Consider the following 26,830-nt stretch of genomic DNA (forward strand, 5'->3'; position numbering starts at 1 on the left):
GACAGGCCGAGCCCTATCTGAGGGGCAAGGTTCGCGAGCCGAACGAACCTCGACGATTCCCCAAAACCTATCGAGACGTGGAGCAGCGCGTGAGCGACGCTGAAGGTTACGACGCCATTGCCGAGGCCGAGGTCGGCGCGGCCAACAGGCGGCGCGAGAAGACCCTGGGCCAGCGGCTGCGCTGGCCGTTGATGATCGGCGCGCCGCTGGTCGTTCTCGTGGGCATCGGCATCTTCGTCTTACTGACGGGCGGCAAGTCCGAGACCACCGACAACGCTTATGTCCAGTCCAGCCGCACGGGCATCAGCACCAGCATCGATGGCCGCGTGGTCGAGATCGACGTGCAGGAGAACCAGCGCGTGGCCAAGGGGCAGCTGCTGTTCCGTCTCGACCCGGCCGACTACCAGGTGGCGGTGTCGCAGGCCGAGGCCGCCCTGGCGCAGGCTCGCTTCGACGTTCAGGGCAAGCGCGCGGTCTACAACCAGCGCCTGGCCGATCTCGCCGCCGTTCAGGAGACGGCCGGCTACGCCCAGCGCGAGGCCGCCCGCCAGCGCGATCTCGCCGCCGCGGGCGTCGCCACCAAGGCGCAAGCGGACGAGGCCCGTCACGCCGCCGACCAGGCCCAGCGCCAGGTCGCTATCGTCCAGCAGCAGATCGCGACGGCCCTTGCCGACCTCGGCGGCCGCGCCGACATCGCCACCGAAGGCCAGCCCGGCATTCTGGAGGCCACCGCCAAGCTGGAGCGCGCCAAGCTGGACCGCTCCTACGCCGCTGTCATCGCCCCGACGGACGGCGTCATCGCCAAGGTCGAGCAACTTCAGGTCGGCCAGCGCGTCGAGGCGTCCAAGCCGCTGTTCTTTCTGATCTCGGGCAAGCCCTGGATCGAGGCCAACTTCAAGGAAGACCAGCTGGCCCACATGCGCGTAGGCCAGCCGGCCACGATCAAGGTCGACGCCTATGACAAGCCGCTGAAGGCCCATGTCGCCAGCTTCAGCCCCGGCACCGGCGCCAGCTTCGCTCTGTTGCCGGCCGAGAACGCCACGGGCAACTGGGTCAAGGTCGTCCAGCGCGTGCCCGTGCGCCTGACCCTGGACCAGGCGGCGCCGAGCAACCTGTCGGCGGGGCTCAGCGCCAAGGCCACGGTGGATATCCGTTCGGGCAAGCGCGGATGACCCCAAAGGCGCTCCAGGACGGTCACGCGCGCGATGTCGCCAATCGCACGCCGATCACCATCTCGGTGATGCTGGCGACGATCATGATCTCGCTGGACACCACGATCGCCAACGTCGCCCTGCCGCACATCCAGGGTAGCGTCTCGGCCTCGACCGATCAGATCACCTGGGTGCTGACCTCCTACATCGTGGCCTCGACGATCATGACGCCGCTGACCGGCTTCCTGACCGAGCGGATGGGCCGCAAGATGGTGCTGATCGTCTCGATCATCGGCTTCACCGCCGCCTCGATGCTGTGCGGCGTGGCCCAGAACCTGGTCGAGATCGTGCTGTTCCGCTTGCTGCAAGGCCTGTTTGGAGCGGCTCTGATCCCGTTGTCCCAGGCCGTGCTGCTGGACATCAATCCGCCCGAGCGCCACGGCCAGGCCATGGCCGTCTGGGGCGCCGGGGCGGTGCTTGGCCCGCTGCTGGGCCCCGGCCTGGGCGGCTGGCTGACCGACAATCTCGACTGGCGGTGGGTGTTCTTCATCAACCTGCCGATCGGCATCCTGGCCTTGTGCGGCGTGTTCTTCTTCCTGTCCGAGAAGAGAAGCAGCGAGAAACGCAAGTTCGACACCCTGGGCTTTCTAGCCTTGGCCATCGCCATCGGCGCCTTCCAGCTGATGCTGGACCGCGGCCCAAGTCAGGACTGGCTGGGCTCGCGCGAGATCTGGATCGAACTGATCGTCGCCGTCATCGCGCTGTGGGTGTTCGGCGTTCAGCTAGCGACGGCCGAGAAGCCGTTCGTGGCGCGCGAGCTGCTGGCCGACGGCAACTTCGTCACCTGCTGCCTGTTCGGCTTTTTCATCGGCATACTGCTCTACAGCACCCTGGCCTTGCTGCCGCCGCTGATGCAGACCCTGCTGGGCTATCCGGTCGCCTTCACGGGGCTCGTCTCCATGCCGCGCGGCCTGGGCTCGTTCATCGCCATGTTCACGGTGGGCCAGCTGATGGGCCGGATGAACATCAAGCTGATCCTGAGCATCGGCCTGGCGATCAGCGCGCTCTCGCTCTGGCAGATGAGCCACTACAATCTACAGATGGACACGACGCTGCTCATCACGTCGGGCTTTCTGTCGGGCGTGGGCACCGGCCTGATCTTCGTGCCGCTCAGCACCATCGCCTTCGCCAAGGTCATGCCGCGGCACCGGGCCGAGGGCGCGGGGCTCTTTACCCTGATCCGCAACATCGGTTCGGCGGCGGGCATCTCGATCATGCAGGCCCTGTTCGTCAGCGGCATCGAGAAGCACCACGCGGTGCTGGTCGAGCACGCACGGCCCGACAACCCGCTGTACCAGGCCTACGCCCCGAACGTCTTCTCGACCGAGGCCGCCATGGCCGCGTTCAACGGTGTCATCGGTCGGCAGGCGGCGATGCTGTCCTATCTCGACGACTTCCGGCTGATGCTGGTGATCACCATCGCCTGCGCGCCGCTCATTCTTCTCATGCGTACCCCGAAGCCCGGGGCGAAGGCCGCCAATGTCTCCGACCACTAAGCTGATCGCCACGTTGCTGGCGGCTTCCAGCCTGACCGCCTGCGCGACGGTCGGCCCGGACTTCAAGGCGCCCGACGCGCCCAAGACCGCCTCGACCCTGGGCGCGGGCGAGACGGCCCCGGCCGCTGCGCGCCTCGACGCTCAAGCCGCCAGCGCCGGTCCGTGGTGGACGGCTCTGAACTCGCCCGAGCTGGACGCTGTCATCCGCCAGGCGCTGAAGGACAGTCCCACCCTGGCCGAGGCCGACGCCACCCTGGCTCAGTCGCAATCGGCCCTGGCCCAGGCGCGCGGCGTCGCTGGCCCTCAGGTCACGGGCAATGCCGGCATCTCCCGCGAGCGCGCCAACCTGCAGGCGTTCGGCTTCACGGGCTTCGGAGACATCCAGCTCAGCAACCCGACCTTCAGCCTCTATTCGATTGGCGGCGCGGTCAGCTACGACCTCGACCTGTGGGGCGGGAACAAGCGCCGCATCGAGAGCGCCACCGCTCGGGCCGAAGCCCAGGGCCGTCGCGCCGAGGCGGCCTATCTCAGCCTGACCGCCAATGTCGCCCTCCAAGCCGCGACCATCGCCACGTTGCGAGCCCAGATCGCCAGTGTCGAGCGGATGATCGCCGACGACCAAGCCAATATCGAGCTGATCCGCGAGGCCAACGCCTTGGGCGGCTCGACCAGCCTGGCCAAGGTCTCGGCCGCCAGCCAGATGGAAGAGGATCGCGCCCAGGTGCCGGCGCTGCAAGGCGAACTGGCCGCCGCCCGTCACGCCCTGGCCGTGCTTGTGGGCAAGGCCCCGGCCGACTGGAGCGCGCCGGCCTTCGACCTCTCGACCATGGTACTGAGCGCGCCCGTGCCGGTGACCCTGCCGTCGCAACTGGTGCGCAAGCGGCCGGATATCCTGGTCGCCGAGGCTGAGCTTCATGCCGCCACCGCCGACATCGGCGTGGCGACAGCCGACCTCTATCCGGACCTGAAGCTGACGGCCTCGCTGACCCAGGGCGCGCTTAAGCCGGGGGATATCTTCTCGTACGACGCCAGCGGCTGGGACCTGGGCGCCGGCCTGACCGCCCCGATCTTCGACGGCGGCGCCCTGAGGGCCCGTCGACAGCAGGCCCGTGAGGCCGCGCGCGCCGCCAGCGCCCGCTACCAGCAGACCGTGTTGACCGCCTTCGGCCAGGTCGCCGACGCGCTGTCGGCGCTGTCATCCGACGAGGCGGCGCTGGCGGCGCACGCCCGCCGCGAGCAGCAGGCGACCGAGCGCCTGCGCTTGGCCCGGGTCGCGTTCGACAAGGGCGGCGGCACGTTGCTGGAGGTCGTCGACGCTCAGCGCACCCTCAACGCCGCCCGCTCGGCCCAGGCGCGCGCGCAAGGCCAACGCCTGGTCGACGCCATTCGCTTGTTCGCCGCGACGGGGGCCGATTGGCGCACGGGCTAACCGAATAGGGGGACGCCTCAATTCTGACGGCTTCACCTCGTCTTTCCGAGCGGCTAGCTTCGCGCGCCCGAAGGGACGAGCCCGCTGGCGCAGCCGATGAGAGAAGAGCCGTGATGAGCCGAAGCATGACGCGTGGACTGGTTGTGGCGCTGGCGCTGTGGGCCGGCGCGGGAGCCGCCACGGCTCAGACCGGAGCCGCGCCGCGCGCCGGCGACATCTACGGCGTCTGGCGCAACCCCAAGGGCAGCGTCCATATCGAGATCAAGCCGTGCGAAGCCCGCACCTGCGGCGTAGTCGTCTGGGCCAATGCCGACGCGCGCGAAGACGTCAGGAAGAAAAAGAACCAGGACCTTGTCGGCATGCAACTGCTGCGCGACTTCGCCGTCTCGGATCCCAACGAGTGGAAGGGCCGCGTCTATGTGCCCGACCTGGACATGACCTTCTCGGGCCAGGTCAAGCTGCTGGACCGCGCCTCGCTGAAGGCCAAGGGCTGCCTGCTGCCCAACATCCTCTGCAAGTCGCAGACCTGGACACGGGTCGACACGGCCACCGCCGGCACGGCGAAGGCGTCCTAGGTCTCGAACGACAGGAGGGCCAGCAGCGCGCCTTCGGTGTCCGACAGTCGCCAGCCGCGATAGGCGAAGACCGATCCTTTTCGGAAATCGGCGGCGGCCTGGGCGCGCAGGCGGGGCAGGGCGGCGAGACCGCGTCCGGCCGGGAAGAGGCGCTTGGCCAGCACGGCCGCATTGACGTTCGGATACAGTTCGCGCCAGGCCTTGCCGATCCGCTGCACGGCGGCGGGGTCGAGGCCGGCGAAGGCGTCGGGTGTCGCGGCGCGGGCTAGGGCCGGGGTAGCGGCCAGCGCCACAAGAGCGGCCAGGAGGTCGCGGCGGCTGGTCATTGTGCGGTCTCGCTCTTCAGGTGATCGGCCAGGCGCATGCACAGCGCCAGGATGGTCAGGGTCGGATTGACGATGCCGGAAGTCGGGAACACCGAGCTGCCGGCGACATAGAGGTTCCTGGCCTCGTGCAGGCGCAGGTCGGCGTCGACCACGCCCTTTCTCGGATCGGCGTGCATCCGCGTCGCGCCCATGTGGTGGCGCGAGGCGCTCGACGTCGCCAGCAGCTTGTCGCGCGGGATCGACCAGCACAGCCGGCCTTGGCCAGCGGCGCCGAACGCGTCGGCCAGCCCCGCCACCGACCGCTCCAGATCGGCATAGTCCTTCTCGCCATAGGCCCAGGTCAGGCGCACGCGCGGCATGCCCAGCGGGTCCTTGTGTTCCGGATCCAGGGTCACGCGGCTGTCGGGATTGGGGAAGTGCTCGGTCATGGCGAAATAGCCCAGCAACTGGGCCTCTTCCTGACCAGCGACGCGGCCGCTGGTCCGGCGGATCGTTTGCGTATCCGCGCCGACCTTGGTCTCGGTTCCCGAAGGCGTGGACTTGTAAAGCGTGGCGGTGAAGTTGCCGGTCTTCATCCGCGCCTGGGCCTGCAGGCCAGAGCCGATAACGCAGTGGGCCGCCAGGCGCTTGGACGGCGCGTAGAGCTCCATCGGCGCGGCGCGGGTGACGGCCACCACCGAGCCTTCGGTCTCGGCGTCGCCGTCGTTCGAGTAGGTGACGTGGCCCTGGAAGAACCGCCCAACCAGGTCGTGGCTGTTGCCCAGGTCGTCGGAGGCCAGCAACAGGCGGACGTTCTCGATGCCGCCGGTCGCCAGCACATAGCGCTTGGCCTTGGCGGTGTGGCGCGAGCCTTTGAGACAGGCGACATCCAGCCCAACGATTTCAGCGTCTTGCCGGCGGATTTTCACGACATTGGCGTAGAGATAGACGGTGATGTTCGGAGCCTCGGCGAACTTCGTCCGCCAGGCGTCGAAAGCCGCCTTGTCGCCGCCGCCGGAGAACTTCGAGAACACCCTCGGCGCCGGGAAGAAGCCGTCGGCCGGGTCCAACGCCAGGGGCTGGCGCTCGGGTTCGGTCGGTTTGGCCATCTCCAGCGGGAAGCGCGGGATCTCCAGCAGGTCGCAGGCCCGGTCATAGTAGGTCTGCATCCGCGGGCGGGTGACCGGCCAGCCGCTGTAGGGGATCCAGGACCGCTCGGCGAAGTCGGCGGGATCCAGCGGTCCGCACTTGCCGCCCCAGACGTGGCCCGAGCCGCCCAGAGCCCTGATGCGGGACTGAGCGGGATAGTTGTCGAATGGCCGGTCGGGATTGCCGGGCGCCGTCTGGACGCCGGAGCCGGCGTAGAGGGCCTGGTTCTCCATGTCGATTTCCAGGCCGCCGCTCTCCAGGATCGCGACCTTCAGCGGGCCGCCGGCCAGCTCCTTGGCCAGGGTGATGCCGGCCAGGCCGCCGCCGATGATCACAAGATCGGCTTCGATCCGGCTGGCGTCAGGCAAGGTTCGGGCGTCGATGATCGCCATCGTTGAAAAACTCGCTGATTTTAAAGGGGAAGTTTGGGGCGGGTCCCTTAGGACCGCGCGCCCCGGGTCTTCAGGTAGTTCACGACCGCGCCGTGGCCGTTCTTGCGAGCCTGGCCGAGCGGAGAGCGTATCTCGCCTTCATTGGCCTCGACCGCGCGGTTCACGTCGGCGCCGTGCTCGACCAGGTAGGTAACGATGGGCAGGCTGCCGGCCTGGGCCGCGTTGATCAGCGGGGTCTCGTCGCCGGGGACGAAGATCTCGACATTGGCGCCGCGCGCCACCAGGGCCTGAACGATGTCGAGGTGGCCGGACAACGAGGCCTGGATCAGCGGGGCGCCGTCGCCGCGCACGGCCAGGTTCGGATCGGCGCCGGCCGCCAGCAGGGCCTGGACGATGTCCATCCGGCCGCGCCGGGCGGCCTCGATCAGCGGCGAGCCGTCGCCGACGACCACCGTGTTCACATCGGCCCCCAGGGCGATCAGTTCGCGCACGGCGGCGATGTCCTTGGCGCGCACGGCCTCGAACAGCGGTTGGCCCAGGTGACGGGCAACGGCTGACTTGGCTTGGTCGGGGCTCCGCTGGACGACTTGGGCCGGCTGGGCGGCCCAGGCGGCGACGCCGGCCGAGAGGCTGAGGACCGCGACAGCGGCCGCGCCGGCCAGATGGCGGCCGCGTTGGGCATGGTGACGGGTAAGCAAGGTGAAGCGCTCCTTCAGTTGGTTGTTGGCCGAGGCGGGCCAATGACAGCCCATCGGCGGGGCGAAGGCGGCCAGCTGGGTCTTCAGCATGGCTTCGCCATAGGCGCGGCGGGTCTTGGGGTGGCGAGACAGAACGGCGGCGTCACAGGCGATCTCCTGATCGATCCGCAGCACGGCCGCGCCCAGGTGGACGAAGGGGTTGAACCAGAACAGGCACCGCAGGCCGGTGACCACGCCGTTGATCTGGGCGTCGCCAACGGCGAGGTGATTGCGCTCGTGGGCGATGATCAGGGCCTGCTCCTCGGGCGTGAAGCGCTCGGCGAAGTCGGCGGGCAGCACCACGCAGGGCGCCAGGGCGCCGATCACGGCCGGGCCTACGCCGGGACGCTCCGCCAGCAGCAGGCTGGCGTCGTCGGTGACGCTGAGGCGGCCCAGCGACCGGACGAAGCGACGCTGGCGCTCGGCCTGGACGATCAGGCCGGCGAAGGCGACGAAGGCCCACAGGCCCAACACGATCTCGGCGACCGGCAGAGCCCTGACCTGCCTTGGTACGAGGATCGGGGACGGCGCGGCCTTGGTGGACGAGGGCGCTTGGGCCGTGACGACCGAAGCTGTCGGTCGAGGGGCGACCGGCGAGGACACGGTGATGGTGCGGGCCGGGATGAGCAGGGCCAGGATCGACAGGGGCGCGACCAGCCACAGGGCGTAGGCGCTGCGGGCTCCGAACGCGGCGCGGACCGGCTTGCGCAGGGCCAGCACCAACAGGACCGCCGCCGCCAGGGCGAGATTGGCCTTGGCCAGGAAGAGGATCAGATCACTGGTCATCGTCGATCTTGTCCAGCAAGCGGCGCAGTTCCGCGATGTCCTCGGGGTTCAGCTTCTCGCGCTTGGAGAAGTGGCTGACCAAGGGCGCCAGGCGGCCATCGAACAGGCGGTCCAGCAGGCCCTGGCTCTCGGAGTCCACATAGTCCTCGCGGCCGACCAGAGGGCGGTAGAGGAAGCGGCGGCCATCCTTGTCGGCGGCGATCGCGCCCTTCTTCAGCAGGCGGTTCAGGAGGGTCTTCACCGTGCCCTCGGCCCAGCCGTGGTCCTTGGCCAGGATGGCCAGGACGTCCTCGGCGGGCTTGGGGCTGTCGGCCCAAAGCACCTTCATGACTTCGCTCTCGGCGGCGCTGATGCGTTGTGGGTTGATATCCATGCTCTAACGATTACGCACGTAAACGACCGCGTCAAGCCAGCGATTACGCTCGTAAACGAATTGTAATGCGGCGCTTCCTTGACCCGTTGGATTAGAACCCGAAGCGGCTTAACCCTCGCGGCGAGACAGGAGGCGCCGGATGGCCGAGACATTGCAGATGGGCCTGCCGGGTTTCGACCCGCCGACGCCGACCGACCGGCTGATGTTCCTGCTGTATCCTGACGCCGCGACGGCCGAACGGATCGCCGCCGAGGCTCGCCGGCTGAAGGTGGCCCTGGACCTGCGCGGCCCGCCGCTGCTGACCGACCGCTTCCACATCACATTGCATCACCTGGGCGACTATGTGGGTCTGCCCAACGACATCGTGGCGAAAGGTAAGGACGCCGGTGCGGCTCTGAAGGCAGCGCCGTTCGAGGTCGCGTTCGATCAGGCCGTCAGCTTCGCCAACCGGCCGGGCAACAACCCCTTCACGCTGCAGGGCGGGGAGGGCGTGCAAGACCTGATCGCGTTCCAGAAGGCGCTTGGCGAGGCGATGGCTTGGGTCAGGTTGAAGCCCGACAGCAGCTTCACCCCGCACATCACGCTGCTCTACGACAGCCAGGTAATCCCGGCCCAGGCCATCGCGCCGATCCGCTGGACGGTGGATCGTTTCGTGCTGGTTCAAAGCAAGCTGGGCCAGACCCAGCACATCGTGCTCCAGGCCTGGGATCTGACCAGCTAGGATCACGCGGATTCGCTCCAGGAGACCCAGCCATGACCCCGACCATGTATGGCATCAAGAACTGCGACACGGTCGCCAAGGCGCGCAAGTGGCTGGAAGCGCGCGGCCGCGCCTACGATTTCCACGACTACAAGGTGGTCGGGATCGATCGCGCGACGCTGGAAGGCTGGGTCCGGGAGCACGGCTGGGAGACGATCCTGAACCGCGCTGGAACGACCTTCCGCAAGCTGGACGAGGCCGATCGCCAGGACCTGAACGCCGACAAGGCCATCGCCCTGATGCTGGCCCAGCCGTCGATGATCAAGCGCCCGGTGCTGGACCTGGGCGGCCGCCGGCTGGTCGGCTTCAAGCCCGAGATCTACGAAGCCGCGATCGGCTAGGCCGCGATCCATCCGAGCTTCCCTAGCGTCCCGAGCTTCCCTAGCGTCGAGAGCGAAGTTTAAGACGACAATTTCCAGAGGATCAGTCTATCACTGGACGGAAGGTCTCGCGTCGTCGCGAGCCATGAGGGGGTTTTTGACGCGTGGGGGACGCTGTCTCGCGATACGAACTGGTCATCTTCGATTTCGACGGCACGCTGGCCGACAGCGCGGCCTGGATGATGCGGGCTGTCAATCCGATGGCGCGCCGGTACGGCTTCAAGACCGTCACCAATGAAGAGATCGAGATGCTGCGTGGGCGCAGCACCCGCGAGGTCATCCGCTATCTTGGCGTCTCGCCCTGGAAGCTGCCGCTGATCGCCCGCGCCGGCAAGAAGCTGATGGCCGCCGACGCCCACACTATTCCGCTGTTCCCCGAGACCGCCCAGATGCTGCGCGCTCTGCACGCGGCCGGCGTGAAAATCGCGGTGGTCAGCTCCAACAGCGAGGCGGTGATCCGGCGCGTGCTGGGCGAGGAGCTGGGCGACCTGATCAGTCTCTATGCCTGCGGGGCTTCGCTGTTCGGCAAGGCCCGCAAGTTCAAGCAGGTCACGGCCCGGGGCGTCAGCCGTGACAAGGTCATCTGCATCGGCGACGAGACCCGCGACATCGAGGCCGCCCGCGCGGTGGGCCTGGACTGCGGCGCCGTCGGCTGGGGCTACGCCAAGCCCTCGATCCTGGCCCAGCACCAGCCCACGGTGTCGTTCGCCACGATGTCGGAAATTATTTCGTACGTCTCCGCATCCAGCTCGGCGGTCGGCGGCGACTAACCTTCGAAAGCGCGAATGATCGCGCCCTGATCGAAGGACCTGACCGTGGACAACCTGTTCCGTGACTTCTGGTGGCTGATGTTCCCGATCGGCGCCATGGCGTTGAGCGCCTTGCGCGCTTGGCTGAATTACCGCGCCCGTCGCGAAGTGGTGAAGACCCTGCGTGAGCTGGCCGTCGAGGGCCGTGACCCGCCGGCCGCGCTGCTGGCGCAACTGCAACGCTGAGGGCGCGAGATGTTCGAGGACCTTTTCCGTCAGTTCTGGTGGCTGATCTTTCCGATCAGCGCCTTCATGGTGGGGGCTTGGCGCAGTTGGCTATCCTACCAGGCCAACCGCGAGACGCTGGACCTGATCAAGACCTATGCCGCCGCCGGCCGCGATCCGCCGGCCGAACTGCTGAGCAAGCTGGAGCGGCGCTGGCCCGACGAAAACCTGGACGATGACCGTCCCCGCTATCGTCGCCGCCGCGAACGCAGCTGGTATCAGGTCGTGTTGTTTGGCCTGTTGAGCGCGGGTTTCGCGGTCTCGGCGGCCACCGACCTTTATGGTTCGGGTGAGGCTTTCACGATCGTCGCCTTCGTTCTGGGCGCCCTCTGCGCGGCGACCCTGGTCCAGGTGCTGCTCGACCGAAACGGTCCGACGATCTGATGGACGCCGCGCTCGTCAGGCAGGCGCGCGCGGGCTCCCAGGCCGCTTTCGCGCGGCTGGTGGCGATCCACGAGAAGGCGCTGCGGGGCTTCCTGCGCAAGAGCGGCTGGATCGACGCCGACGACATCGCCCAAGAGGCCTTCGTGGCGGCCTGGGCCGGCCTGCCCAGGCTGCGTGAGGACGAGGGCTTCCGGGCCTGGCTCTATGGCGTGGCCTGGAAGAAGGCCCTTTCGCAGCGACGCGGCGCCCAGCGCGCCGCCGCTCGCGACGAGACGTGGCGGGGAGAGCAGGAACTGGAGGCGACCGCCGAGGTCGGGGCCGAGGACCGCATGGCCCTCGAAAAGGCCCTGGCGACTCTGCCGGAAGACCAGCGCGCCTGTGTCACCCTGTGCCTGGGGCAAGGCTGGTCGCATGCCGAGGTCTCCGATGCGCTCGGGCTTCCCCTGGGCACCGTGAAATCGCATGTTACCCGCGGCCGTGAGCGGCTGCTGTCTGTTCTTGGAGGTTCCCAATGAGCCTGGACGATCAACTTTCGGCTTTCCTGGGCGAGGCGCCCAAGCGGAGCCGCGCCGACGTCTTCACCGCCGAGGTGATGACGCGGATCGAGCGCCAGGTGTTCGTGGATCGGCTGACGACGAGCGCCGCCGGGGCGGCGGTCATCGCCCTGGTGATGTGGGCCTGCGCGCCGATATTGACGCGAGCGGTGGAGATCATCGCGCCAGGGCTGGCGCCTGTCGCGGCCCTCGGGGCTTTCGTCGCGGCGGTGCTGATGGTCGGAGGCCCTTCGGTATGGCGTCGCCTGGGACTTACGATCAGCTAGCTATTGGCCTTACGAAAGTTTCATCCCGGCGGGCGCCTCCAATCAGGACCGTGAACGCCTCTTACTAGTGAAGGCGGCGCGGGGGCGTCGTCCAAACAACTCGTTGGAGGATTTAAAATGGGTCCTGATATCATCGTTCCGATCGGCGCTTTCGCCATGATCGTCGCCATCGTCTGCCTGCCGTTCTACTTCAAGAGCCGTGAGCGTCGCGAAATGCAGCGCACCCTGCGCGTGGCCATCGAGAAGGGCCAGCCGATCCCGCCCGAGGTCATCGAGGCCATGAGCCGGAGCGTGAAGACGCCGCCGACCCGCCTGCGCGATCTGCGCACCGGTGTGATTTGGCTGGCAGTCGGCATCGGCATCGCCGGCGCCACCTACTTCGGCGACTTCATCCATGGCGGCAACGACTTCGACGGTTTCGGCTTCGCCTGCATCCCGGTCGTGATCGGCGTGGCCTTCATCGTCCTCAGCTTCTTCAATCCGAACAAGGAAGAGCGGGTCTAGGCGGCTCGCGAGCCTTGGGAGGGGCATGATCCAATGGGCACGGAACGCCCGCCAACTGGTCACGACGTCGAGCTCGCCGCGCAAGCGGCGGGGGGGGATCGCCGGGCCTACGGGGAGCTGGTGCGCAGGCACGGCTCGGCTGTCCGCGGTCTCTTGAGACGCATGGGCGCCGACTCGGCCACCGCCGACGACCTGGCCCAGGACGCCTTCATGACCGGTTTCGAACAGGCCGCCGAGTTCCGCGGGGAGGGGACCTTCGGGGCCTGGATCAGGAAGATCGCCGCGCGGCTCTATCTGAAGAAGGTCAAGCGCGAGGCGCGGCTGATCTTCTCGGACACTGTCGAGCCGGTCGAGGACGTCATGGCGCGCGACGCGTCGGGGGACGCGGCCAGTCGCATCGACCTCGACGAGGCCCTGAAGTCGCTGTCACGCGGGGAGCGGCTGTGCGTTTCCCTGTGTTACGGCGCCGACTGGTCCCACGCCGAGGCGGCCGAGGCCTTGAATATCCCGATCGGCACGGTCAAATCCCATGTCAAACGTGGTTTGGATAAACTCAGGGCGAAGCTCGCCCGGCCCGAAACCCAACCTGAGAAAGGCGCGAGGAGGGAAGCTCATGGCTGAACCCGATTTCGAAGCCCAGCTAAGCCATATGTTCGCCGAGCCGCCGTCGTTCCCAGACGCGGCGCTGTTCAATGCCGAGGTCGCGGCCAAGCTGGATCGCGGCTGGGCGATGCGGCGACTCTTTATCGCCGTCGCGGGCGGCGCGGCGGGGCTGGTCGCGGCCTTCCAGCTGCTGTCGACCCGCTTCTCCAGCGAAGTCGCGCAGCTGTCGAAGAACGGCAGCCACACGCTGGAGAACGAGATCAGCGCCGGCGTGGCCAAGTTCAACGCCGTGCTGACCACCCCGTCCAGCGCCGAGGCGGTCTGGCTGGCGGCGGGCCTGGCGGTGGTGGCGCTGGCGTTCTTCGTGACGCGCGCGGTCGAGGACTTCTGACGCGGCGGGACCAAGGTCGGACGCGCCGCGCCGTTCTGAACGGTTATCGCTGTTCATGTTGCGGCGCGGCGCGTTCCAGCCCACAAACGGCGTCTCAAAAGACCCGCTTCAGGGAGCGAACGCCTGTCAGCCCATCGTGAAGAGACGGTCCGCCGTCTGGCCGCCCCCGACATCACCGCCCGCAAGGGCGGCGTCCCCATCGTCTGCCTGACGGCCTACACCGCGCCGGTCGCCGCCGCGCTGGACGAGGCCTGCGACCTGCTGCTGGTAGGGGATTCGCTGGGCATGGTCGTCCACGGCCTGCCCAACACCGTCGGCGTGACCCTGGAGATGATGATCCTGCACGGCCAGGCCGTCATGCGTGGCTCCCGTAAGGCCATGGTCGTCATCGACATGCCGTTCGGCTCCTACGAGAATTCGCACGAAGAGGCCTACGCCAACGCCGTCCGGATCATGAAGGAGACGGGCGCCCAGGCGGTGAAGGTCGAAAGCGGCCCGACCGTGCCGGCGACCATCGCCTATCTCACCCAGCGCGGCGTGCCGGTCATGGGCCACGTCGGCCTGCGACCCCAGGCGGTGCTGTTGGAAGGCGGCTTCAAGGCCAAGGGCAAGGACGAGACGGGCCGCGCCAAGGTGCTGGAAGAGGCCCGCCTGACCGCCGAGGCCGGGGCCTTCGCCATCGTCGTCGAAGGCGTGGCCGAGAGCCTGGCCCGTGAAGTCACGCAGGCCGTCTCGGTCCCGACCATCGGGATCGGCGCCTCGGCCGGCTGCGACGGCCAGGTGCTGGTCGTCGACGACATGCTGGGCCTGTTCGACTGGACCCCGAAATTCGTCCGCCGCTACGCCGACCTGAAGGGCGAGATCGAGCGTGCCGCGGCCGAATTCGCCCGTGACGTGAAGGATCGCAGCTTTCCGGGCGACGCCGAGACCTACTACGCCAGGAAGCCCTGAAGCGCTTTCGTGACGAACCTGGAACGACGATCGAAATCGCCGCTCCAGCGGGCGTTGCGGCCCGGCGCGGCACGCTATAGGTTCGCCGCCTCGGCGAGCGGCCCTCCGCCCGCCACAATCTGTCTTCAACCCAGCGGCGTCGCTCCAGTGCGGGCGGCGTGCCTGGGTTAGCGCCTGTTTCGGAGCCTCGTTTCGTGGTCGATGTTTTTGACGAAGTCGAAGAACAGCTTCGCTCGGAGCGCTATCGTACGCTGGCGGTGAAGTCGCTGCCGTTCGTAGCGGCGGCCGTTGCGGCCGTGGTGATCGGCGTAGGCGGCTACTGGGGCTGGACCTCGCACCAGACCACCCAGGCCAACAAGGCCTCGGAAGGCTACCAGGCCGCGCTGGAAGCCGCCCAGAAGCAGGGTCCAGCCAGCGCTTTTGGCCAGTTCAAGGCCGTCGCCGACAGCGGCGCCCAGGGCTACAAGGCCCTGGCCTTGCTGCAGATGGGCGACATCCGCCTGGAAGAAAACAAGACCAAGGAGGCCATCGGCTATTTCGACGAGGCCGCCAAGGCCGCGCCGAATGTCCTGCTGGGCGACCTAGCCCGCCTCAAATCCGCCTTCGCCCTGATGGACACGGCTCCCTACAAGGATCTTGAGTCGAGGTTGACGCCGTTGGCGGGGGAAAAGAGTCCGTACCGCGTGTACGCCAAGGAAGCGCTGGCCTTCGCAAAGCTGCAGGCCGGCGACCTGAAGGGCGCGCGCGGAGATTTCGTGATCCTGGCCAATTCGCTGGACAGCAGCACGTCCGAAGAGGTGCGCCAGCGCGCCCAGGCGGCGATGCAGCTGATCGACTCGGGCACCGCCAAGGACCTGGCCGCCGCGGTGAAGGCCGCCGCCGCTCTGCCGCCCATGCCGCCGATGAGCCAACTGCCCGCGGGCCTCGCGCCGCAAGCCGCCCCTAACGCCCAATGAGCCGCCTGATGATCTCCAAGCGTTCCGTCGCCCTGGTCGCGCTGATGTCGGCGTCCATGGCCGTCACCGGCTGCTCGACGGTTTCGAAGCTCAATCCGTTCCACGGCAAGGACAAGAACAAGTCCACCGCCAGCCAGGGTCAGCGCATCTCGATCATCGCCTTCGACCAGAAGGTCGAGGCCAATGAATCGCTGAAGGGCGCCGACTTCTTCCTGCCTGAACCGGTCGCGCAGACTGAATGGCGACTGCCCGGCGGCAACGCCGAGCAGTCGATCGAGCACGTCGACGCCGGCAAGGACTTCCAGATCGCCTGGAAGAAGGGCTTCGGCAAGAAGAGCGGCAAGACCTTCCACGTCACCGCGCCGCCGGTTTCGGCCGAGGGCCGCATCTTCGTGATGGACGGCGAGGCCGATGTCGTGGCGATCGACGCCAAATCGGGTTCGCAGATCTGGCGCAAGGACCTGCGTCCGGCCGCCGGTTCGATCAAGAAGGCGGGCTTCATGGGCTTGCTGCCCAAGAAGAATGACCGCACGGGCTTCGGCGGCGGCCTCGCCGTCGGCGCCGACAACAAGCTCTATGTCGCCTCGGGCTTCCGCTTCGTGGCCCAGATCGACGCCGCCTCGGGCAATCTGAACTGGACGCAGCAGGTCACCACCCCGATCCACGCCGCGCCAACCGTCGCCGACGGCCGGGTGTTCGTGGTCTCGACCGACAACGAACTGCTGACCTTCGACGCCGCTACCGGCGCGCCGGGTTGGACCTACCAGGCCCTCAGCGAACCGGCGCGCATTCTGGCCGCCTCGACCCCCGCTGTCAGCGGCGACACCGTCGTGGCCGGCTTCGCCTCGGGCGAACTGGTGGCCCTGCGCGCGACCAACGGCAACGACTTGTGGAGCGAGGCCCTGAGCCGCGCCAGCCGCACCAACGCGCTGTCGGAAATCCGCGACATCCCGGGCCGCCCGGTGATCTACAAGGGCGACGTCTTCGCCGTCAGCCACTCGGGCGTCTTCGCCGCCACCGACCTGCGCTCGGGCCAGGCCCGCTGGAGCCTGCCGGTCACCGCCATCACCACCCCATGGGTGTCCGGCGACGTCGTCTATGTGGTCGACAAGGCCGGCCAGGTGATCTGCGTCTCGCGCGAGAACGGCTCGGTCTACTGGATCCAGGACCTCAACAACACCGAGGCCCTGTCCAAGAAGCAGAAGAAGAAGCGCGCCAAGCACCCGATCCTTTGGTCGACCCCGATCCTGGCCAATGGCCGCCTGATCACGGTGTCCAGCACCGGTGAAGCCGTCGCTCTGAACGCCAAGACCGGCGTCAAGGAAAAGACCCTGAAGATCGGCGCTTCGGTGCTGATCAACCCGATCGCGGTCGGCGACATGATCTACCTCGTCACCGACGAGGCGGAGCTGGTCGCCATCCGCTAAGCCTGATGCGGGCTTTCGGGCTCGCTCGACAACTTGAAACGCTCTTGAGCCCGGGTCCGCGAAAGCTGGCCCGGGCGTTCGCTTTTCCAGCGCCTTTCGCGGGCGCGTTTTGCGACTTGGGCGAAAATCGACTACTGGACGCCCTATGCCTTTGAAACTCGCCATCGTCGGCCGCCCCAATGTGGGCAAGTCCACGCTGTTCAACCGTCTGGCCGGCAAGAAGCTGGCCATCGTCGACGACCAGCCGGGCGTCACCCGTGACCGCCGCTACGCCGACGGCCGCCTGGGCGACCTCGACCTGCATCTGATCGACACCGCTGGCTTCGAGGACGTCGCCGACGAGAGCCTGGAGGCGCGGATGCGCGCCCAGACCGAGTTGGCGATCGAAGAAGCCGACCTCTCGCTGTTCATCTACGACGCGCGCGAAGGCGTGACGCCGCTGGACGAGGTGTTCGCCGCCCTGCTGCGCCGTCGCGGCAAGCCGGTGATCATCGCCGCCAACAAGGCCGAGGGCAAAGCCGGCCAGTCGGGCATCGGCGAGGCCTACAAGCTGGGCCTGGGCGAGCCGATCCCGATCTCGGGCGAACATGGCGAAGGCATGGCCGAGCTCTACGCCGCCATGCTGGAGGCTGTCCCCGAGGATCAGTATTCCGACGAAGAGGACGACGAGGACAAGCCCATCCGTCTGGCCATCGTCGGCCGCCCGAACGCCGGCAAGTCCACCCTGATCAACCGCCTGATCGGCGAGCAACGCCTGCTGACCGGCCCGGAGGCCGGCATCACCCGCGATTCGATCTCGGTCGACTGGATCTGGGGCGACAAGAAGGTCCGCCTGGTCGACACCGCCGGCCTGCGCAAGAAGGCCAAGGTGCAGGAGAAGCTGGAAAAGCTCTCCACTCAGGACACCATCCGCGCCATCACCTTCGCCGAGGTCGTGGTGCTGGTGATGGACGCCACCCACCCGTTCGAGATCCAGGACCTGCAGATCGCCGACCTGACCGAGCGGGAAGGGCGGGCCCTGGTGTTCGTGCTGGCCAAGTGGGACCTGATCGAGGATCAGGCCGCGACCCTGGCCGCCTTCCGCGAGCACGCCGAGCGCATGCTGCCCCAGGTGCGCGGCGCGCCGGTGGTGGCGCTGTCGGGCGAAACCGGCAGCGGCGTCAACAAGCTGATGCCGGCCGTGCTGAAGATCCACAAGGACTGGTCGACCAAGGTCAAGACCCGCGACCTGAACGACTGGCTGCAGATGGCCATGCAGCGCCACCCGCCGCCCGCCGTCAGCGGCCGCCGCGTGAAGCCCAAATATATGGCCCAGACCAAGGCCCGCCCGCCGACGTTCGTGCTGTTCTCCAGCCGCGCCGACCAGATGCCCGACCACTATCGGCGCTATCTGATCAATTCCTTGCGGGAGAGCTTCGACCTGCCGGGGGTGCCGCTGCGCATCACCATCAAGTCGGGCGCCAACCCCTATGCCGACGGCGAGGCCAAGGGCCACAGCGGCCGGGGCAAGCGGGAATTCGAGCGTCGCGAACGCGAGGAGGAGCGCATCCGCGCCTCGCGCAACACGGTCAAGAAGTCCAAGCGCATCGCCGACGAAGCGGCCGCCAAGGCCGCGATCGAGGCGGGCCTGCCCGACCCCCGCGAGGCCAAGCCGGTCAAGAAGAAGGCTCCGGCGGCGTCGGCCAAGGCCGCTCTGGCTGTCGAGGGCGCGCCCAAGGACGTCGGGGCCGTCGAGCCCGGCAAGGCCGCGGTCAAGTCGGTCAAGAAGCTGGGTCCCAAGGTCCAGAAAAAGGTCTCAACCACGCCCAGCTACAAGGTCGGCGCCAAGGCCGCCGGCGGCAAGGCGGCGGGACCCAAGCGTCCGGTGTCCGGCGCGCGCACCGTCCGGGGCAACACCGGTCCGGGCCGCACCAAGCGCTAGCCTAAACTTCGCCATACGCGTTCAGCCTTATGGGCGGAACGTGGAGGGACGGCGATGCGAAGCTTAGGTCGAGGCTGGGGGCTGACGTTGATGTTGATGGCGCTGCCGGTGGCGGCGTCGGCGGCTGACTACAAGCCCGTGGTCTGCACCAGTGCGGTGACCTATGCCGGGCCGCCGCTGCGCGCCGCCGTCGCGCCGCCGTTGCTGGCCGAGGTCCCTAAGGCTCCGCTCGATCCCGAAACCGTCGCGCGTCTGGAGGCGGCTTTCGCCCGGGCCAAGGCCGCGACCAACGCGCCGGCCCTGACCGCCGCCGTGCTGATCCCCGGCAAGGGGACCTGGACGCGCACCGACAGCGGCGAGCAGCCTCCGATGCTGTTCTGGGCCAGCGCCGGCAAGAGCCTGGTGGCCGTCGTCGTCCTGCAGTTGGCCGAGGCCGGCAAGCTCAAGCTGGAAGATCCGATCTCGAAGTATGTCGCCGGCGTGCCCAACGGTGACGTGGTGACCCTCCGCGACCTGCTGGCTCACACCGGCGGCCTTTTCAGCGCCAACGAGGATCTGAAGGCCCGCGCCCAGCGCCGCGCTCACAGCCTGGACGAGGATCTGAAGATCATCGCCCGCCATGGGGCCATGTCCTGTCCCGGCGAGCGCTGGCGTTATTCCAACACCGGCTACGCCCTGCTGGGCAAGGTGATCGAGACGGTCGACGGCCAGTCCTGGCAGGCCGCCGTCGAGGCGCGGATCGTCAAGCCGCTCGGCTTGAAGTCGCTGCGGATGCTGGCCGACGGCGACAAGGCCGAGGACGTCGCCAAGCTGGTCTCGGCCAAGGAGGCTCCGATCGAGCCCGCCTGGGCCGGCGCGGCGGGCGGCGCCGTGGGTTCGGCCGAGGACATGGCCCGGGTGTGGGCGGCGCTTTTGGGCGGCAAGCTGCTGAAGCAGGAGACGCTGACGGCGATGTTCGACCAGCTCTACCCGATGTTCGACGCAGGCAGCTTCTACGGCCTGGGCGCCATGGTCATCGAGGTCCCCGAGGCCGACGGCTCGAAGAGCCTTTGGCTAGGACATCTGGGCGGAACGCCGGGCGCCAGCGCCGTCGTGGCCTATTCGGTCAGGGACAAGGCGATCGTGGCCGCCGCCCTGACCGGAGACGGCTCGGCCACGGCCACGGCGAACCTGCTGCTGAGGCAGCTACGCCCTTAGAATTCCCGCCAATTCGCCGTCGGGCGACCGCCCTTGCGGATGGAGGCTTTGATGGGCGTGCGCGGCTCCGTCACCGGATGGCGTGGCCACGCGTCGGCTCTGGACGACGCGCGAAGCTTCGTCCGGTCTGGAACCGCGATACCTGGCGGGCAAGATTCCGGGCCTCGCTCCGCAGCGACGCCGACGCGGCCGTGGCCTGCTCGACCATGGCGGCGTTCTGCTGGGTGACCTGATCCATCTGGTTGACCGCGGCGTTGACCTGGTTCAGGCCCGTGGCCTGTTCCTGGGACGACTCCGCGATCTCGCGGATCAGGCCGTGGATCTCGCCAACCCTGCCGACGATGTCGCTGAGCGCCGCGCCGGTGTCTCCGACCAGGCGTACGCCGCGCTCGACCTGGGCGGTCGAATTGGCGATCAGGTTCTTGATCTCCTTGGCGGCGTCGGCCGAGCGCTGGGCCAAGGCCCGGACTTCCTGGGCGACGACGGCGAAACCGCGACCCGCTTCGCCCGCGCGGGCGGCTTCGACCCCGGCGTTGAGGGCCAGCAGGTTGGTCTGGAAGGCGATCTCGTCGATGACGCCGATGATCTGGGTGATCTGGCCCGAGGACTTTTCGATCTCGCCCATCGCGCTGACGGCCTCGCGGACGACCTCGCCGGAACGGTCGGCGTCGGCGCGGGCGGCCGAGGCCGCGGACGAGGCCAGCTTGGCGCCATCGGCGCTGCGGCGGATCGTGACGGTGATTTCGTCGAGCGCCGCGGCTGTCTCTTCCAGGCTGGCGGCCTGCTGCTCGGTGCGCTTGGACAGATCGCTCGCGGCGCTGGCGATCTCGTTGGAACCGCTCTCCATGCCTCGGGTCGCGTCGGCGATCCCGTCCATGGCCTCTTTCAGGCTGTCGATGGCGCTGTTGAAGTCGTTTTTCAACCGGGCGTACCGCCCGGTGAACTGGGCCTCGATGCTGGCGGTCAGGTCGCCCCGCGCCAGGCGGGTCAGGCTGTCGGCCAGCGCCGACACGACGTGTTCCTGCTCGTCCTGCACGGCCTTGCGCTCGGCCTCGACCTGATGGCGCTCGGTCTCGATGGCGGTGATGTCGGAGGCGAACTTGATGATCTTCACCGGCTTGCCGGTCTTGTCGAAGACGGGATTATAGGAGGCCTGGATCCAGACCTCCTTGCCGCCCTTGCCGATGCGCTTGTACTTGTCCGCGAAGAACTCACCCGCGTTCAGGCGGCGCCAGAATTCCCGATAGTCGTTGCTCGCGGCGTAGACTTCATCGACAAAAAGGCTGTGCTTCCGGCCCTTGATCTCGCTCAGGGGGTAGCCAAGCGTTCTCAGGAAATTCTCGTTGGCGGTAATGATAGTGCCGTCGAGATCGAACTCGATGACCGCCTGGGACCGCTGGATAGCGCCCACAATGCCTTCGAGATCGGCGATCCGAGCTGCGACGCCACCAGTGTCACGGCCGCGGGAAAACAACGCCATCTGCGAACTCCAAACGGCATGTTCGCCGTGTGGCACGATGTCGCGGGCAGCCGGTTAAATAAGCGCTAACCCATCGCTGATGTGCGAAGAGTTCATCCTCGGAATTGGCGCTTCAATAGTAATTCAAATAGCCACAACTCAGACGGTTATCTGTGGAATAGTAGTCGACATCTGAGTGGATCGCGGGGTGCGTCTCAAGCGTCGACGCTAGGCGCTTCCTGGCCGCGATCCTTGAAGCGAACCACACCCTTGGGCGGTTCGCGGTCAGGGCGGACCAGGTCGATGACGAACGGCACGATGGTCTCGGGCGCTGGAACGGTCCGGGGATCCTCGCCGGGGAACGCGCCCGAGCGCATCCGGGTGCGCATCGCGCCGGGATCGACGCACAGGGCGCGGACGGGGGTGTTCTCCATCTCGTCGGCATAGACGTCGACAATGGCTTCCAGGGCCGCCTTGGTGGCCGCGTAGGCGCCCCAGAAGGCCGGACGGGTCTTGGCCACGCTGCTGGAGAAGAACAGCGCCCGGCCGGCGTCCGACGCGCGCAGCAGCGGATCCATGGCGCGGATCAGGCGCCAGTTGGCCGTCAGGTTGGTGGACAGGATCATGTCCCAGCCCTTCGGCTCCAGGTGGCTCACCGGCGTGAGCGGACCCAGCAGGCCGGCCGCGCCGACCACGATGTCGAGCTTGCCCCAACGCTGATGGATGGCCGCGCCCAGGTGGTCCAGGCCGTCGGGCTCGCGGAGGTCCAGCGGGACGAGGGTGGCGCGCTCGCCGGTCGCTTCCAGGATGGAGTCGTCCAGGGCCTCCAGGGCGCCTTGGGTGCGGCCCACCGCGATCACGTGAGCGCCGGCCTGGGCCAGGCCAAGGGCGACCGCGCCGCCGATGCCGCGCGTGGCGCCGGTGACGAGGGCGATGCGGCCGGCCAGCGGCTTTTGGGAGTCGGAAGTCATGGGCGGGTTCTAGAACAGACGAGGGCGGACGGAAACCGGGGCAAGCCCTTAAGCTCGCATCTCCTGCTCCGCGATTTTCCGGGCGTAGTGCTGGGCGATGACCGAACAGGCCATCAGCTGGATCTGGTGGAAGATCATCAGCGGCAGGACGATGATCCCCGCCGTGGGACCGGGGAACAGGATGCCCGCCATCGGCACGCCGGTGGCCAGGCTCTTCTTGGAGCCGCAGAAGGTGATGGCCCTCTCGTCCTCGGGCGAAAAGCCAAGGGCGCGGGCGCCGAAGGTGGTGGCGGCCAGCACGACAGCCAGCAGAACGCCGCACACCGCCAGCAGGATCGCCAGCTGCAGCGGCGAGATCTTGTGCCAGATGCCGCCGACCACGGCCTCGCTGAAGGCAGCGTAGACGACCAGCAGGATCGAGCCGCGGTCGACATAGCCGATCAGCTGCTTGTGGCGCTCGATCCACCTGGCGATCAGGGGGCGGGCCAGCTGGCCGGCGATGAACGGCAGGAGAAGCTGGACGACGATGTCCTGCACCGACTTCCAGCCGCCCGAGGCGCCGCCCTGGGTATGCATCAGCAGGCTGACCAGAACCGGGGTGATGAAGATCCCGAACAGGTTCGAGGCGCTGGCCGCCACGACGGCCGCCGCGACATTGCCGCGTGCGATCGAGGTGAACGCGATCGATGACTGCACCGTGGAGGGCAGGCAGCACAGGAACAGGATTCCCGCGGCCAGGGTCGGCGGCAGCAAGTTGAGCTTGCTGGCCAGCAAGCCCAGGATCGGGAACATCACGAAGGTGAAGGCCAGGATCAGCAGGTGCAGCCGCCAATGGGTGAGGCCCGCCACCACGTTGTCGCGCGACAGCTTGGCCCCGTGCAGGAAGAACAGCAGGGCGATGGCCAGCTTGACGACGATGTTCAGGCCGTGCGCGGCCTCGCCACGCACGGGCAGGATCGAGGCCAGCACGACCATGCCGAACAGGGCGAGGACGTACGGCTCGAGCTTCAGCTTGTCGAGAACGCTCTTCAGGGTCACGTAAAAGACTTAGGCGCTGAGCAGCGAAAGCTGCTTGTCGTTGGTCTCGTTGCGGCCTTCGGCGATTTCACGATCCGTCAGGCGGGTCGGATAGTCGCCAGTGAAGTAGTGGTCGGTGAACTGCGGGGCGGCCGGATCGCGCGGGCCTGCCTCCAGGGCGTCGTACAGACCCTCGACCGAGAGGAAGCCCAGGCTGTCCACTTCCAGGAACTTGGCCATCTCTTCCAACGACTTGTTGGCCGCCAGCAGCTGTTCGCGCTCGGGCATGTCGATGCCGTAGAAGTCGGGCCACTTGATCGGCGGGCTGGCCGAGCGGAGGTGAACCTCGGTGGCGCCGGCCTCGCGGACCATGCGGACGATCTTCAGCGAGGTGGTGCCGCGCACGATCGAGTCGTCGATCAGGACAACGCGCTTGCCGGCCAGGATGGCGCGATTGGGGCTGTGCTTCATGCGCACGCCAAGTTCGCGCACGCCCTGGGTCGGCTGGATGAAGGTGCGGCCCACATAGTGGTTGCGGATGATGCCCATCTCGAACGGGATGCCGCTCTCCTGGGCGAAGCCCAGGGCCGCGGGCACGCCCGAGTCCGGCACCGGCACCACGACATCGGCCTCGACGCCGGTTTCCTTGGCGAGGTTGCGGCCCATGCGCTTGCGCACGCCATAGACCGAGCGACCGTTCACGACGCTGTCGGGACGGGCGAAATAGACATACTCGAACACGCAGGGGCGCGCGGCCTGGGTCTGGAACGGCTTGGTCGAGGTGATGCCGGTCTCCTCGATCACCACCATCTCGCCGTGCTCGATGTCGCGCACGAAGCGGGCGCCGATCATGTCGAGGGCGCAGGTCTCGGACGCCAGGACGGGTTTGCCTTCCAGGTCGCCAAGCACCAGCGGGCGGATGCCCAGCGGGTCGCGCAGGCCGATCATCTTCTTGTTGGTGATGGCCACCAGGGCGTAGCCGCCTTCGATCTGGCCGACGGCGTCGACGAAGCGGTCGACGATCTTTGCCTTCCGCGAACGGGCGATCAGGTGAAGGATCACCTCGGAGTCCGAGGTCGACTGGAAGATCGCGCCTTCCTGCACAAGGCGCTCGCGCAGGGTCAGGAAGTTGGTCAGATTGCCGTTGTGGGCGATGGCCACGCCGCCGGTTTCCAGATCGGCGAACATCGGCTGGACGTTGCGGATGCCCGCGCCGCCGGCGGTGGAGTAGCGGGTGTGGCCGATGGCCAGGGCGCCCGGCAGGCGCTGGACGAGGTCAGCGCCGGTGAAGGCGTCGCCGACGTGGCCCATGTGGCGTTCGGTGTGGAAGCGGGCGCCGTCGTAGGCGGCGATGCCGCAGGCTTCCTGGCCGCGGTGCTGCAGGGCGTGCAGGCCCAGCGCCGCGATGGCGGCGGCGTCACGCACGCCGAACACGCCGAATACGCCGCATTCCAGGCGCAGGGTGTCGTCCTCGGGATCGCGCCACGGCGACGAGGAATAGCGGTCGGTCGACTGGCCCAGGAAGGTCATCGTGATTTCTCCACCAGGTCGTCGAGCTTCCGACGCTGGTCATCATCATAGCCTTTATCCGACGACTTCTCGCCGGACGTATTGTCGCCGCCCTCATGAACGGCTTCCTTGATCGCGGGGGCCAGCTTGCCGGCCAGGGCCTTGCCCTTCGGGGCGAAGACCTTGAGCACCGTGCCGCTGGCTTCGGACAAGGGATAGAACATCGAATCCTGGACCCAGTGCGGCATGCGGTCCGGCGGCGTCGCCAGGTGCAGCAGCAGGTTGAAGACGCCCAGGATGACCACGGCCCGGATCACGCCGAAGGTCGCGCCGACCGCGCGGTCCAGCGTGCCAGCCGAGGTCTCGTGCAGGCCGGCGGTGAGTTGGCCGCCGATCAGGCGAATGATCAGGAAAAAGACGACGAACACCACCACGATCGCGGCGGCCGTGGCGGCCCAGTCCGGGTCCATGAGGCCGCGGAAGATCGGACCCGAAATGCGCAGGCCGAACAACGAGATGGCGGCGGCGATGATGAACGACAGGGCCGAGGTCAGCTCCCGCGAGGCGCCGCGCGTCCAGCCGGTGAGGGCGGAGACCAGCAGCAGCAGCCCGGCGATGATGTCGAACGGCGTCACGTCAGGCTGCTCCAGATCTCGTCGCCGATGCGGCGGACGGCGTCCGCGACACGGGCGACGCCCGCGACCGGCAGGGCTCCGCCGCCTTCGGGAAGACCCGAGAGCGGGCCGAGGGCCCGGCCAAATCCCAGTTTCGCGGCTTCCTTCAAACGCGTCTCCATCCGGCTGACGGGCCGTACTTCACCCGACAGGCTGAGCTCGCCGAACACGACGCAGTCCTGGGGCAGGGCGACGTCCAGAGCGGAGGAGGCCAGGGCCGCCGCCGCCGCGAGATCCGCCGCCGGCTCCGTGATCCGGATGCCGCCAGCGACGTTCAGATAGACGTCCTTATCGCCAAAACCAAGGCCGCATCGGGATTCCAGGATCGCCAGGACCATGGCGAGGCGTCCGGAGTCCCATCCGACCACGGCGCGGCGCGGCGTCCCATACGCGGAAGGCGCGACCAGGGCCTGGAATTCCACCAGGACGGGCCGCGAGCCTTCGATGCCGGCGAACACCGCCGCGCCGGCCGAGCGTTCCCCGCCCTCGTTGAGGAACAGGGCCGAGGGGTTCTTGACCTCGCGAAGGCCGACGTCGCCCATCTCGAAGACGCCGATCTCGTCGGTGGCCCCGAAGCGGTTCTTGGCCCCGCGCAGGATGCGGAACGGATAGCCACGCTCGCCTTCGAAGGCCAGGACGGCGTCGACCAGGTGCTCGACCACGCGGGGACCGGCGATCTGCCCATCCTTGGTGACGTGGCCGACCAGCAGGATCGCCACGCCCTTCTTCTTGGCCAGGCGCACCAGTTCGGTGGCGCAGGCGCGGACCTGGGTGACGGTGCCGGGCCCGGCCTCGTGCGCATCGCTCCACATCGTCTGGATCGAGTCGATGACCACGAGATCGAAGTTGTCGCGTTTCAGGCCGTCCAGGATGTCACGCAGCGAGGTCTCGGCGGCCAGGCTGACATTGGCCTGGGCGAGGTCCATGCGGTCGGCGCGGCCGCGGATCTGCTCGACGGCTTCCTCGCCCGAGATATAGGCGCAGGAGACACCGCGCAGGGCGGCGCTGGCGCAGACCTGGAGCAGCAGGGTCGACTTGCCCACGCCCGGGTCGCCGCCGATCAGGATGGCCGAGCCCGGCACCACGCCGCCGCCGCAGACGCGGTCGAACTCGTCGACGCCCGTCATGATGCGCGGGGGCGGGGCGGTGTCGCTCTGCAAGCCCGTGAACTGCAGGCCGCGCACGCGGGTGGCCTTGGTCGATGACAGGGCGCCGGGCGGCTTGGCGCCGACCTCCTCGACCAGGGTGTTCCAGCTCTGGCAGGCAGGGCACTGTCCGGACCACTTGGTCTGGACCGCGCCACAGGACTGGCAGGCGTAGACGGCGCCGTCGCGGGCCATGAGGTCTCCTGATTCTCGGATAGCGGGAGACTACAGGGTGGCGGGCCGCTGCGCCAAAGCCGGACGCAGCCAAGCTGTG

The 26,830-nt window shown here is 67.9% G+C and carries 29 protein-coding genes; 19 read left to right on the plus strand and 10 right to left on the minus strand.

Features of this window, described 5'->3' with window-relative positions; translation table 11 throughout:
* The first annotated feature begins 89 nt into the window (after positions 1-89).
* The 4 genes from ACW175_RS10380 to ACW175_RS10395 all read left to right on the plus strand — a co-directional run bounded on the left by ACW175_RS10380 (position 90) and on the right by ACW175_RS10395 (position 4,711).
* Complete coding sequence (locus ACW175_RS10380) at positions 90-1,172, plus strand: HlyD family secretion protein (RefSeq protein WP_492104405.1); 1,083 nt, start codon at positions 90-92, stop codon at positions 1,170-1,172.
* A complete protein-coding gene (locus ACW175_RS10385; RefSeq protein ID WP_492104406.1) occupies positions 1,169-2,707 on the plus strand; it encodes a DHA2 family efflux MFS transporter permease subunit in 1,539 nt (512 codons plus the stop codon). The genes ACW175_RS10380 and ACW175_RS10385 overlap by 4 nt, the downstream gene beginning before the upstream one ends.
* Positions 2,691-4,136, plus strand: coding sequence for an efflux transporter outer membrane subunit (locus ACW175_RS10390; RefSeq protein WP_492104407.1), 1,446 nt, complete (start codon positions 2,691-2,693; stop codon positions 4,134-4,136). Before ACW175_RS10385 ends, ACW175_RS10390 begins: the two co-directional genes overlap by 17 nt.
* A 113-nt stretch (positions 4,137-4,249) precedes the next feature.
* Positions 4,250-4,711: a DUF2147 domain-containing protein gene (locus ACW175_RS10395; protein ID WP_492104408.1), complete on the plus strand. Its 462-nt coding sequence runs from the start codon at positions 4,250-4,252 to the stop codon at positions 4,709-4,711.
* Here the strand turns inward: ACW175_RS10395 and ACW175_RS10400 are convergent.
* From ACW175_RS10400 to ACW175_RS10415, 4 genes are read right to left on the minus strand one after another with little or no spacing between them, the layout of a single operon-like run.
* The gene (locus ACW175_RS10400; RefSeq protein WP_492104409.1) at positions 4,708-5,037 is read right to left on the minus strand and encodes a hypothetical protein; all 330 of its coding nucleotides are present in this window, start codon (positions 5,035-5,037) and stop codon (positions 4,708-4,710) included. The genes ACW175_RS10395 and ACW175_RS10400 overlap by 4 nt on opposite strands.
* The gene (locus ACW175_RS10405; protein WP_492104410.1) at positions 5,034-6,557 is read right to left on the minus strand and encodes an FAD-dependent oxidoreductase; all 1,524 of its coding nucleotides are present in this window, start codon (positions 6,555-6,557) and stop codon (positions 5,034-5,036) included. The genes ACW175_RS10400 and ACW175_RS10405 overlap by 4 nt, the downstream gene beginning before the upstream one ends.
* Positions 6,558-6,604: 47 nt before the next feature.
* Positions 6,605-8,080 carry a M56 family metallopeptidase gene (locus ACW175_RS10410; protein ID WP_492104411.1) on the minus strand — a complete coding sequence of 492 codons (1,476 nt, stop codon included), beginning with the start codon at positions 8,078-8,080 and terminating at the stop codon, positions 6,605-6,607.
* Positions 8,070-8,453, minus strand: coding sequence for a BlaI/MecI/CopY family transcriptional regulator (locus tag ACW175_RS10415; RefSeq protein ID WP_492104412.1), 384 nt, complete (start codon positions 8,451-8,453; stop codon positions 8,070-8,072). Before ACW175_RS10415 ends, ACW175_RS10410 begins: the two co-directional genes overlap by 11 nt.
* Positions 8,454-8,592: 139 nt before the next feature.
* Here ACW175_RS10415 and ACW175_RS10420 point away from each other — a divergent pair, with 139 nt between their 5' ends.
* The 15 genes from ACW175_RS10420 (at position 8,593) to ACW175_RS10490 (ending at position 19,781) form a co-directional block, all read left to right on the plus strand.
* Entirely contained in the window at positions 8,593-9,174 is a 582-nt protein-coding gene (locus ACW175_RS10420; RefSeq protein ID WP_492104413.1) for a 2'-5' RNA ligase family protein, read from the plus strand.
* Between the two features lie 32 nt (positions 9,175-9,206).
* Entirely contained in the window at positions 9,207-9,554 is a 348-nt protein-coding gene (locus ACW175_RS10425) for an ArsC family reductase (RefSeq protein ID WP_492104414.1), read from the plus strand.
* A 143-nt stretch (positions 9,555-9,697) separates the two neighbouring features.
* Positions 9,698-10,363: an HAD family hydrolase gene (locus tag ACW175_RS10430; protein ID WP_492104415.1), complete on the plus strand. Its 666-nt coding sequence runs from the start codon at positions 9,698-9,700 to the stop codon at positions 10,361-10,363.
* Positions 10,364-10,408: 45 nt separating this feature from the next.
* Complete coding sequence (locus ACW175_RS10435; protein WP_492104416.1) at positions 10,409-10,588, plus strand: hypothetical protein; 180 nt, start codon at positions 10,409-10,411, stop codon at positions 10,586-10,588.
* A gap of 9 nt (positions 10,589-10,597) precedes the next feature.
* Positions 10,598-11,011, plus strand: coding sequence for a hypothetical protein (locus tag ACW175_RS10440; protein ID WP_492104417.1), 414 nt, complete (start codon positions 10,598-10,600; stop codon positions 11,009-11,011).
* Complete coding sequence (locus ACW175_RS10445; protein ID WP_492104418.1) at positions 11,011-11,526, plus strand: RNA polymerase sigma factor; 516 nt, start codon at positions 11,011-11,013, stop codon at positions 11,524-11,526. Before ACW175_RS10440 ends, ACW175_RS10445 begins: the two co-directional genes overlap by 1 nt.
* Positions 11,523-11,831 carry a hypothetical protein gene (locus ACW175_RS10450; protein WP_492104419.1) on the plus strand — a complete coding sequence of 103 codons (309 nt, stop codon included), beginning with the start codon at positions 11,523-11,525 and terminating at the stop codon, positions 11,829-11,831. The genes ACW175_RS10445 and ACW175_RS10450 overlap by 4 nt, the downstream gene beginning before the upstream one ends.
* 117 nt (positions 11,832-11,948) lie before the next feature.
* On the plus strand, positions 11,949-12,335 hold the full coding sequence (locus tag ACW175_RS10455; RefSeq protein WP_492104420.1) for a DUF6249 domain-containing protein: 387 nt from the start codon (positions 11,949-11,951) through the stop codon (positions 12,333-12,335).
* A 33-nt stretch (positions 12,336-12,368) separates the two neighbouring features.
* Positions 12,369-12,956, plus strand: a complete 588-nt coding sequence (locus tag ACW175_RS10460) for an RNA polymerase sigma factor (protein ID WP_492104421.1) — start codon at positions 12,369-12,371, stop codon at positions 12,954-12,956.
* On the plus strand, positions 12,949-13,329 hold the full coding sequence (locus tag ACW175_RS10465; protein WP_492104422.1) for a hypothetical protein: 381 nt from the start codon (positions 12,949-12,951) through the stop codon (positions 13,327-13,329). Before ACW175_RS10460 ends, ACW175_RS10465 begins: the two co-directional genes overlap by 8 nt.
* Before the next feature lie 123 nt (positions 13,330-13,452).
* Positions 13,453-14,280, plus strand: coding sequence for a 3-methyl-2-oxobutanoate hydroxymethyltransferase (panB, locus tag ACW175_RS10470; protein ID WP_492104940.1), 828 nt, complete (start codon positions 13,453-13,455; stop codon positions 14,278-14,280).
* Positions 14,281-14,474: 194 nt separating this feature from the next.
* Positions 14,475-15,236 carry a tetratricopeptide repeat protein gene (locus tag ACW175_RS10475; protein ID WP_492104423.1) on the plus strand — a complete coding sequence of 254 codons (762 nt, stop codon included), beginning with the start codon at positions 14,475-14,477 and terminating at the stop codon, positions 15,234-15,236.
* On the plus strand, positions 15,233-16,663 hold the full coding sequence (locus ACW175_RS10480; protein WP_492104424.1) for a PQQ-like beta-propeller repeat protein: 1,431 nt from the start codon (positions 15,233-15,235) through the stop codon (positions 16,661-16,663). Before ACW175_RS10475 ends, ACW175_RS10480 begins: the two co-directional genes overlap by 4 nt.
* Positions 16,664-16,808: 145 nt before the next feature.
* Positions 16,809-18,584 carry a ribosome biogenesis GTPase Der gene (der, locus tag ACW175_RS10485; RefSeq protein WP_492104425.1) on the plus strand — a complete coding sequence of 592 codons (1,776 nt, stop codon included), beginning with the start codon at positions 16,809-16,811 and terminating at the stop codon, positions 18,582-18,584.
* Between the two features lie 90 nt (positions 18,585-18,674).
* Complete coding sequence (locus tag ACW175_RS10490) at positions 18,675-19,781, plus strand: serine hydrolase domain-containing protein (protein WP_492104426.1); 1,107 nt, start codon at positions 18,675-18,677, stop codon at positions 19,779-19,781.
* Positions 19,782-19,851: 70 nt separating this feature from the next.
* On the opposite strand, the gene ACW175_RS10495 is transcribed toward ACW175_RS10490, so the two are convergent.
* The 6 genes from ACW175_RS10495 to radA form a co-directional block, all read right to left on the minus strand.
* Positions 19,852-21,261, minus strand: coding sequence for a methyl-accepting chemotaxis protein (locus tag ACW175_RS10495; RefSeq protein WP_492104427.1), 1,410 nt, complete (start codon positions 21,259-21,261; stop codon positions 19,852-19,854).
* Positions 21,262-21,455: 194 nt separating this feature from the next.
* Complete coding sequence (locus ACW175_RS10500; protein WP_492104428.1) at positions 21,456-22,211, minus strand: SDR family NAD(P)-dependent oxidoreductase; 756 nt, start codon at positions 22,209-22,211, stop codon at positions 21,456-21,458.
* A gap of 48 nt (positions 22,212-22,259) precedes the next feature.
* Positions 22,260-23,249 carry a bile acid:sodium symporter family protein gene (locus ACW175_RS10505; protein ID WP_492104429.1) on the minus strand — a complete coding sequence of 330 codons (990 nt, stop codon included), beginning with the start codon at positions 23,247-23,249 and terminating at the stop codon, positions 22,260-22,262.
* Positions 23,250-23,258: 9 nt separating this feature from the next.
* Positions 23,259-24,758, minus strand: a complete 1,500-nt coding sequence (gene purF / locus ACW175_RS10510; protein ID WP_492104430.1) for an amidophosphoribosyltransferase — start codon at positions 24,756-24,758, stop codon at positions 23,259-23,261.
* Positions 24,755-25,372 (minus strand): CvpA family protein, encoded by a 618-nt coding sequence (locus tag ACW175_RS10515; protein WP_492104431.1) that lies wholly within the window; start codon positions 25,370-25,372, stop codon positions 24,755-24,757. Before ACW175_RS10515 ends, purF begins: the two co-directional genes overlap by 4 nt.
* Complete coding sequence (gene radA / locus ACW175_RS10520; RefSeq protein WP_492104432.1) at positions 25,369-26,751, minus strand: DNA repair protein RadA; 1,383 nt, start codon at positions 26,749-26,751, stop codon at positions 25,369-25,371. The genes ACW175_RS10515 and radA overlap by 4 nt, the downstream gene beginning before the upstream one ends.
* Positions 26,752-26,830 lie beyond the last annotated feature (79 nt).

The sequence above is a fragment of the Caulobacter sp. FV1ye6ST genome (assembly GCF_058681225.1).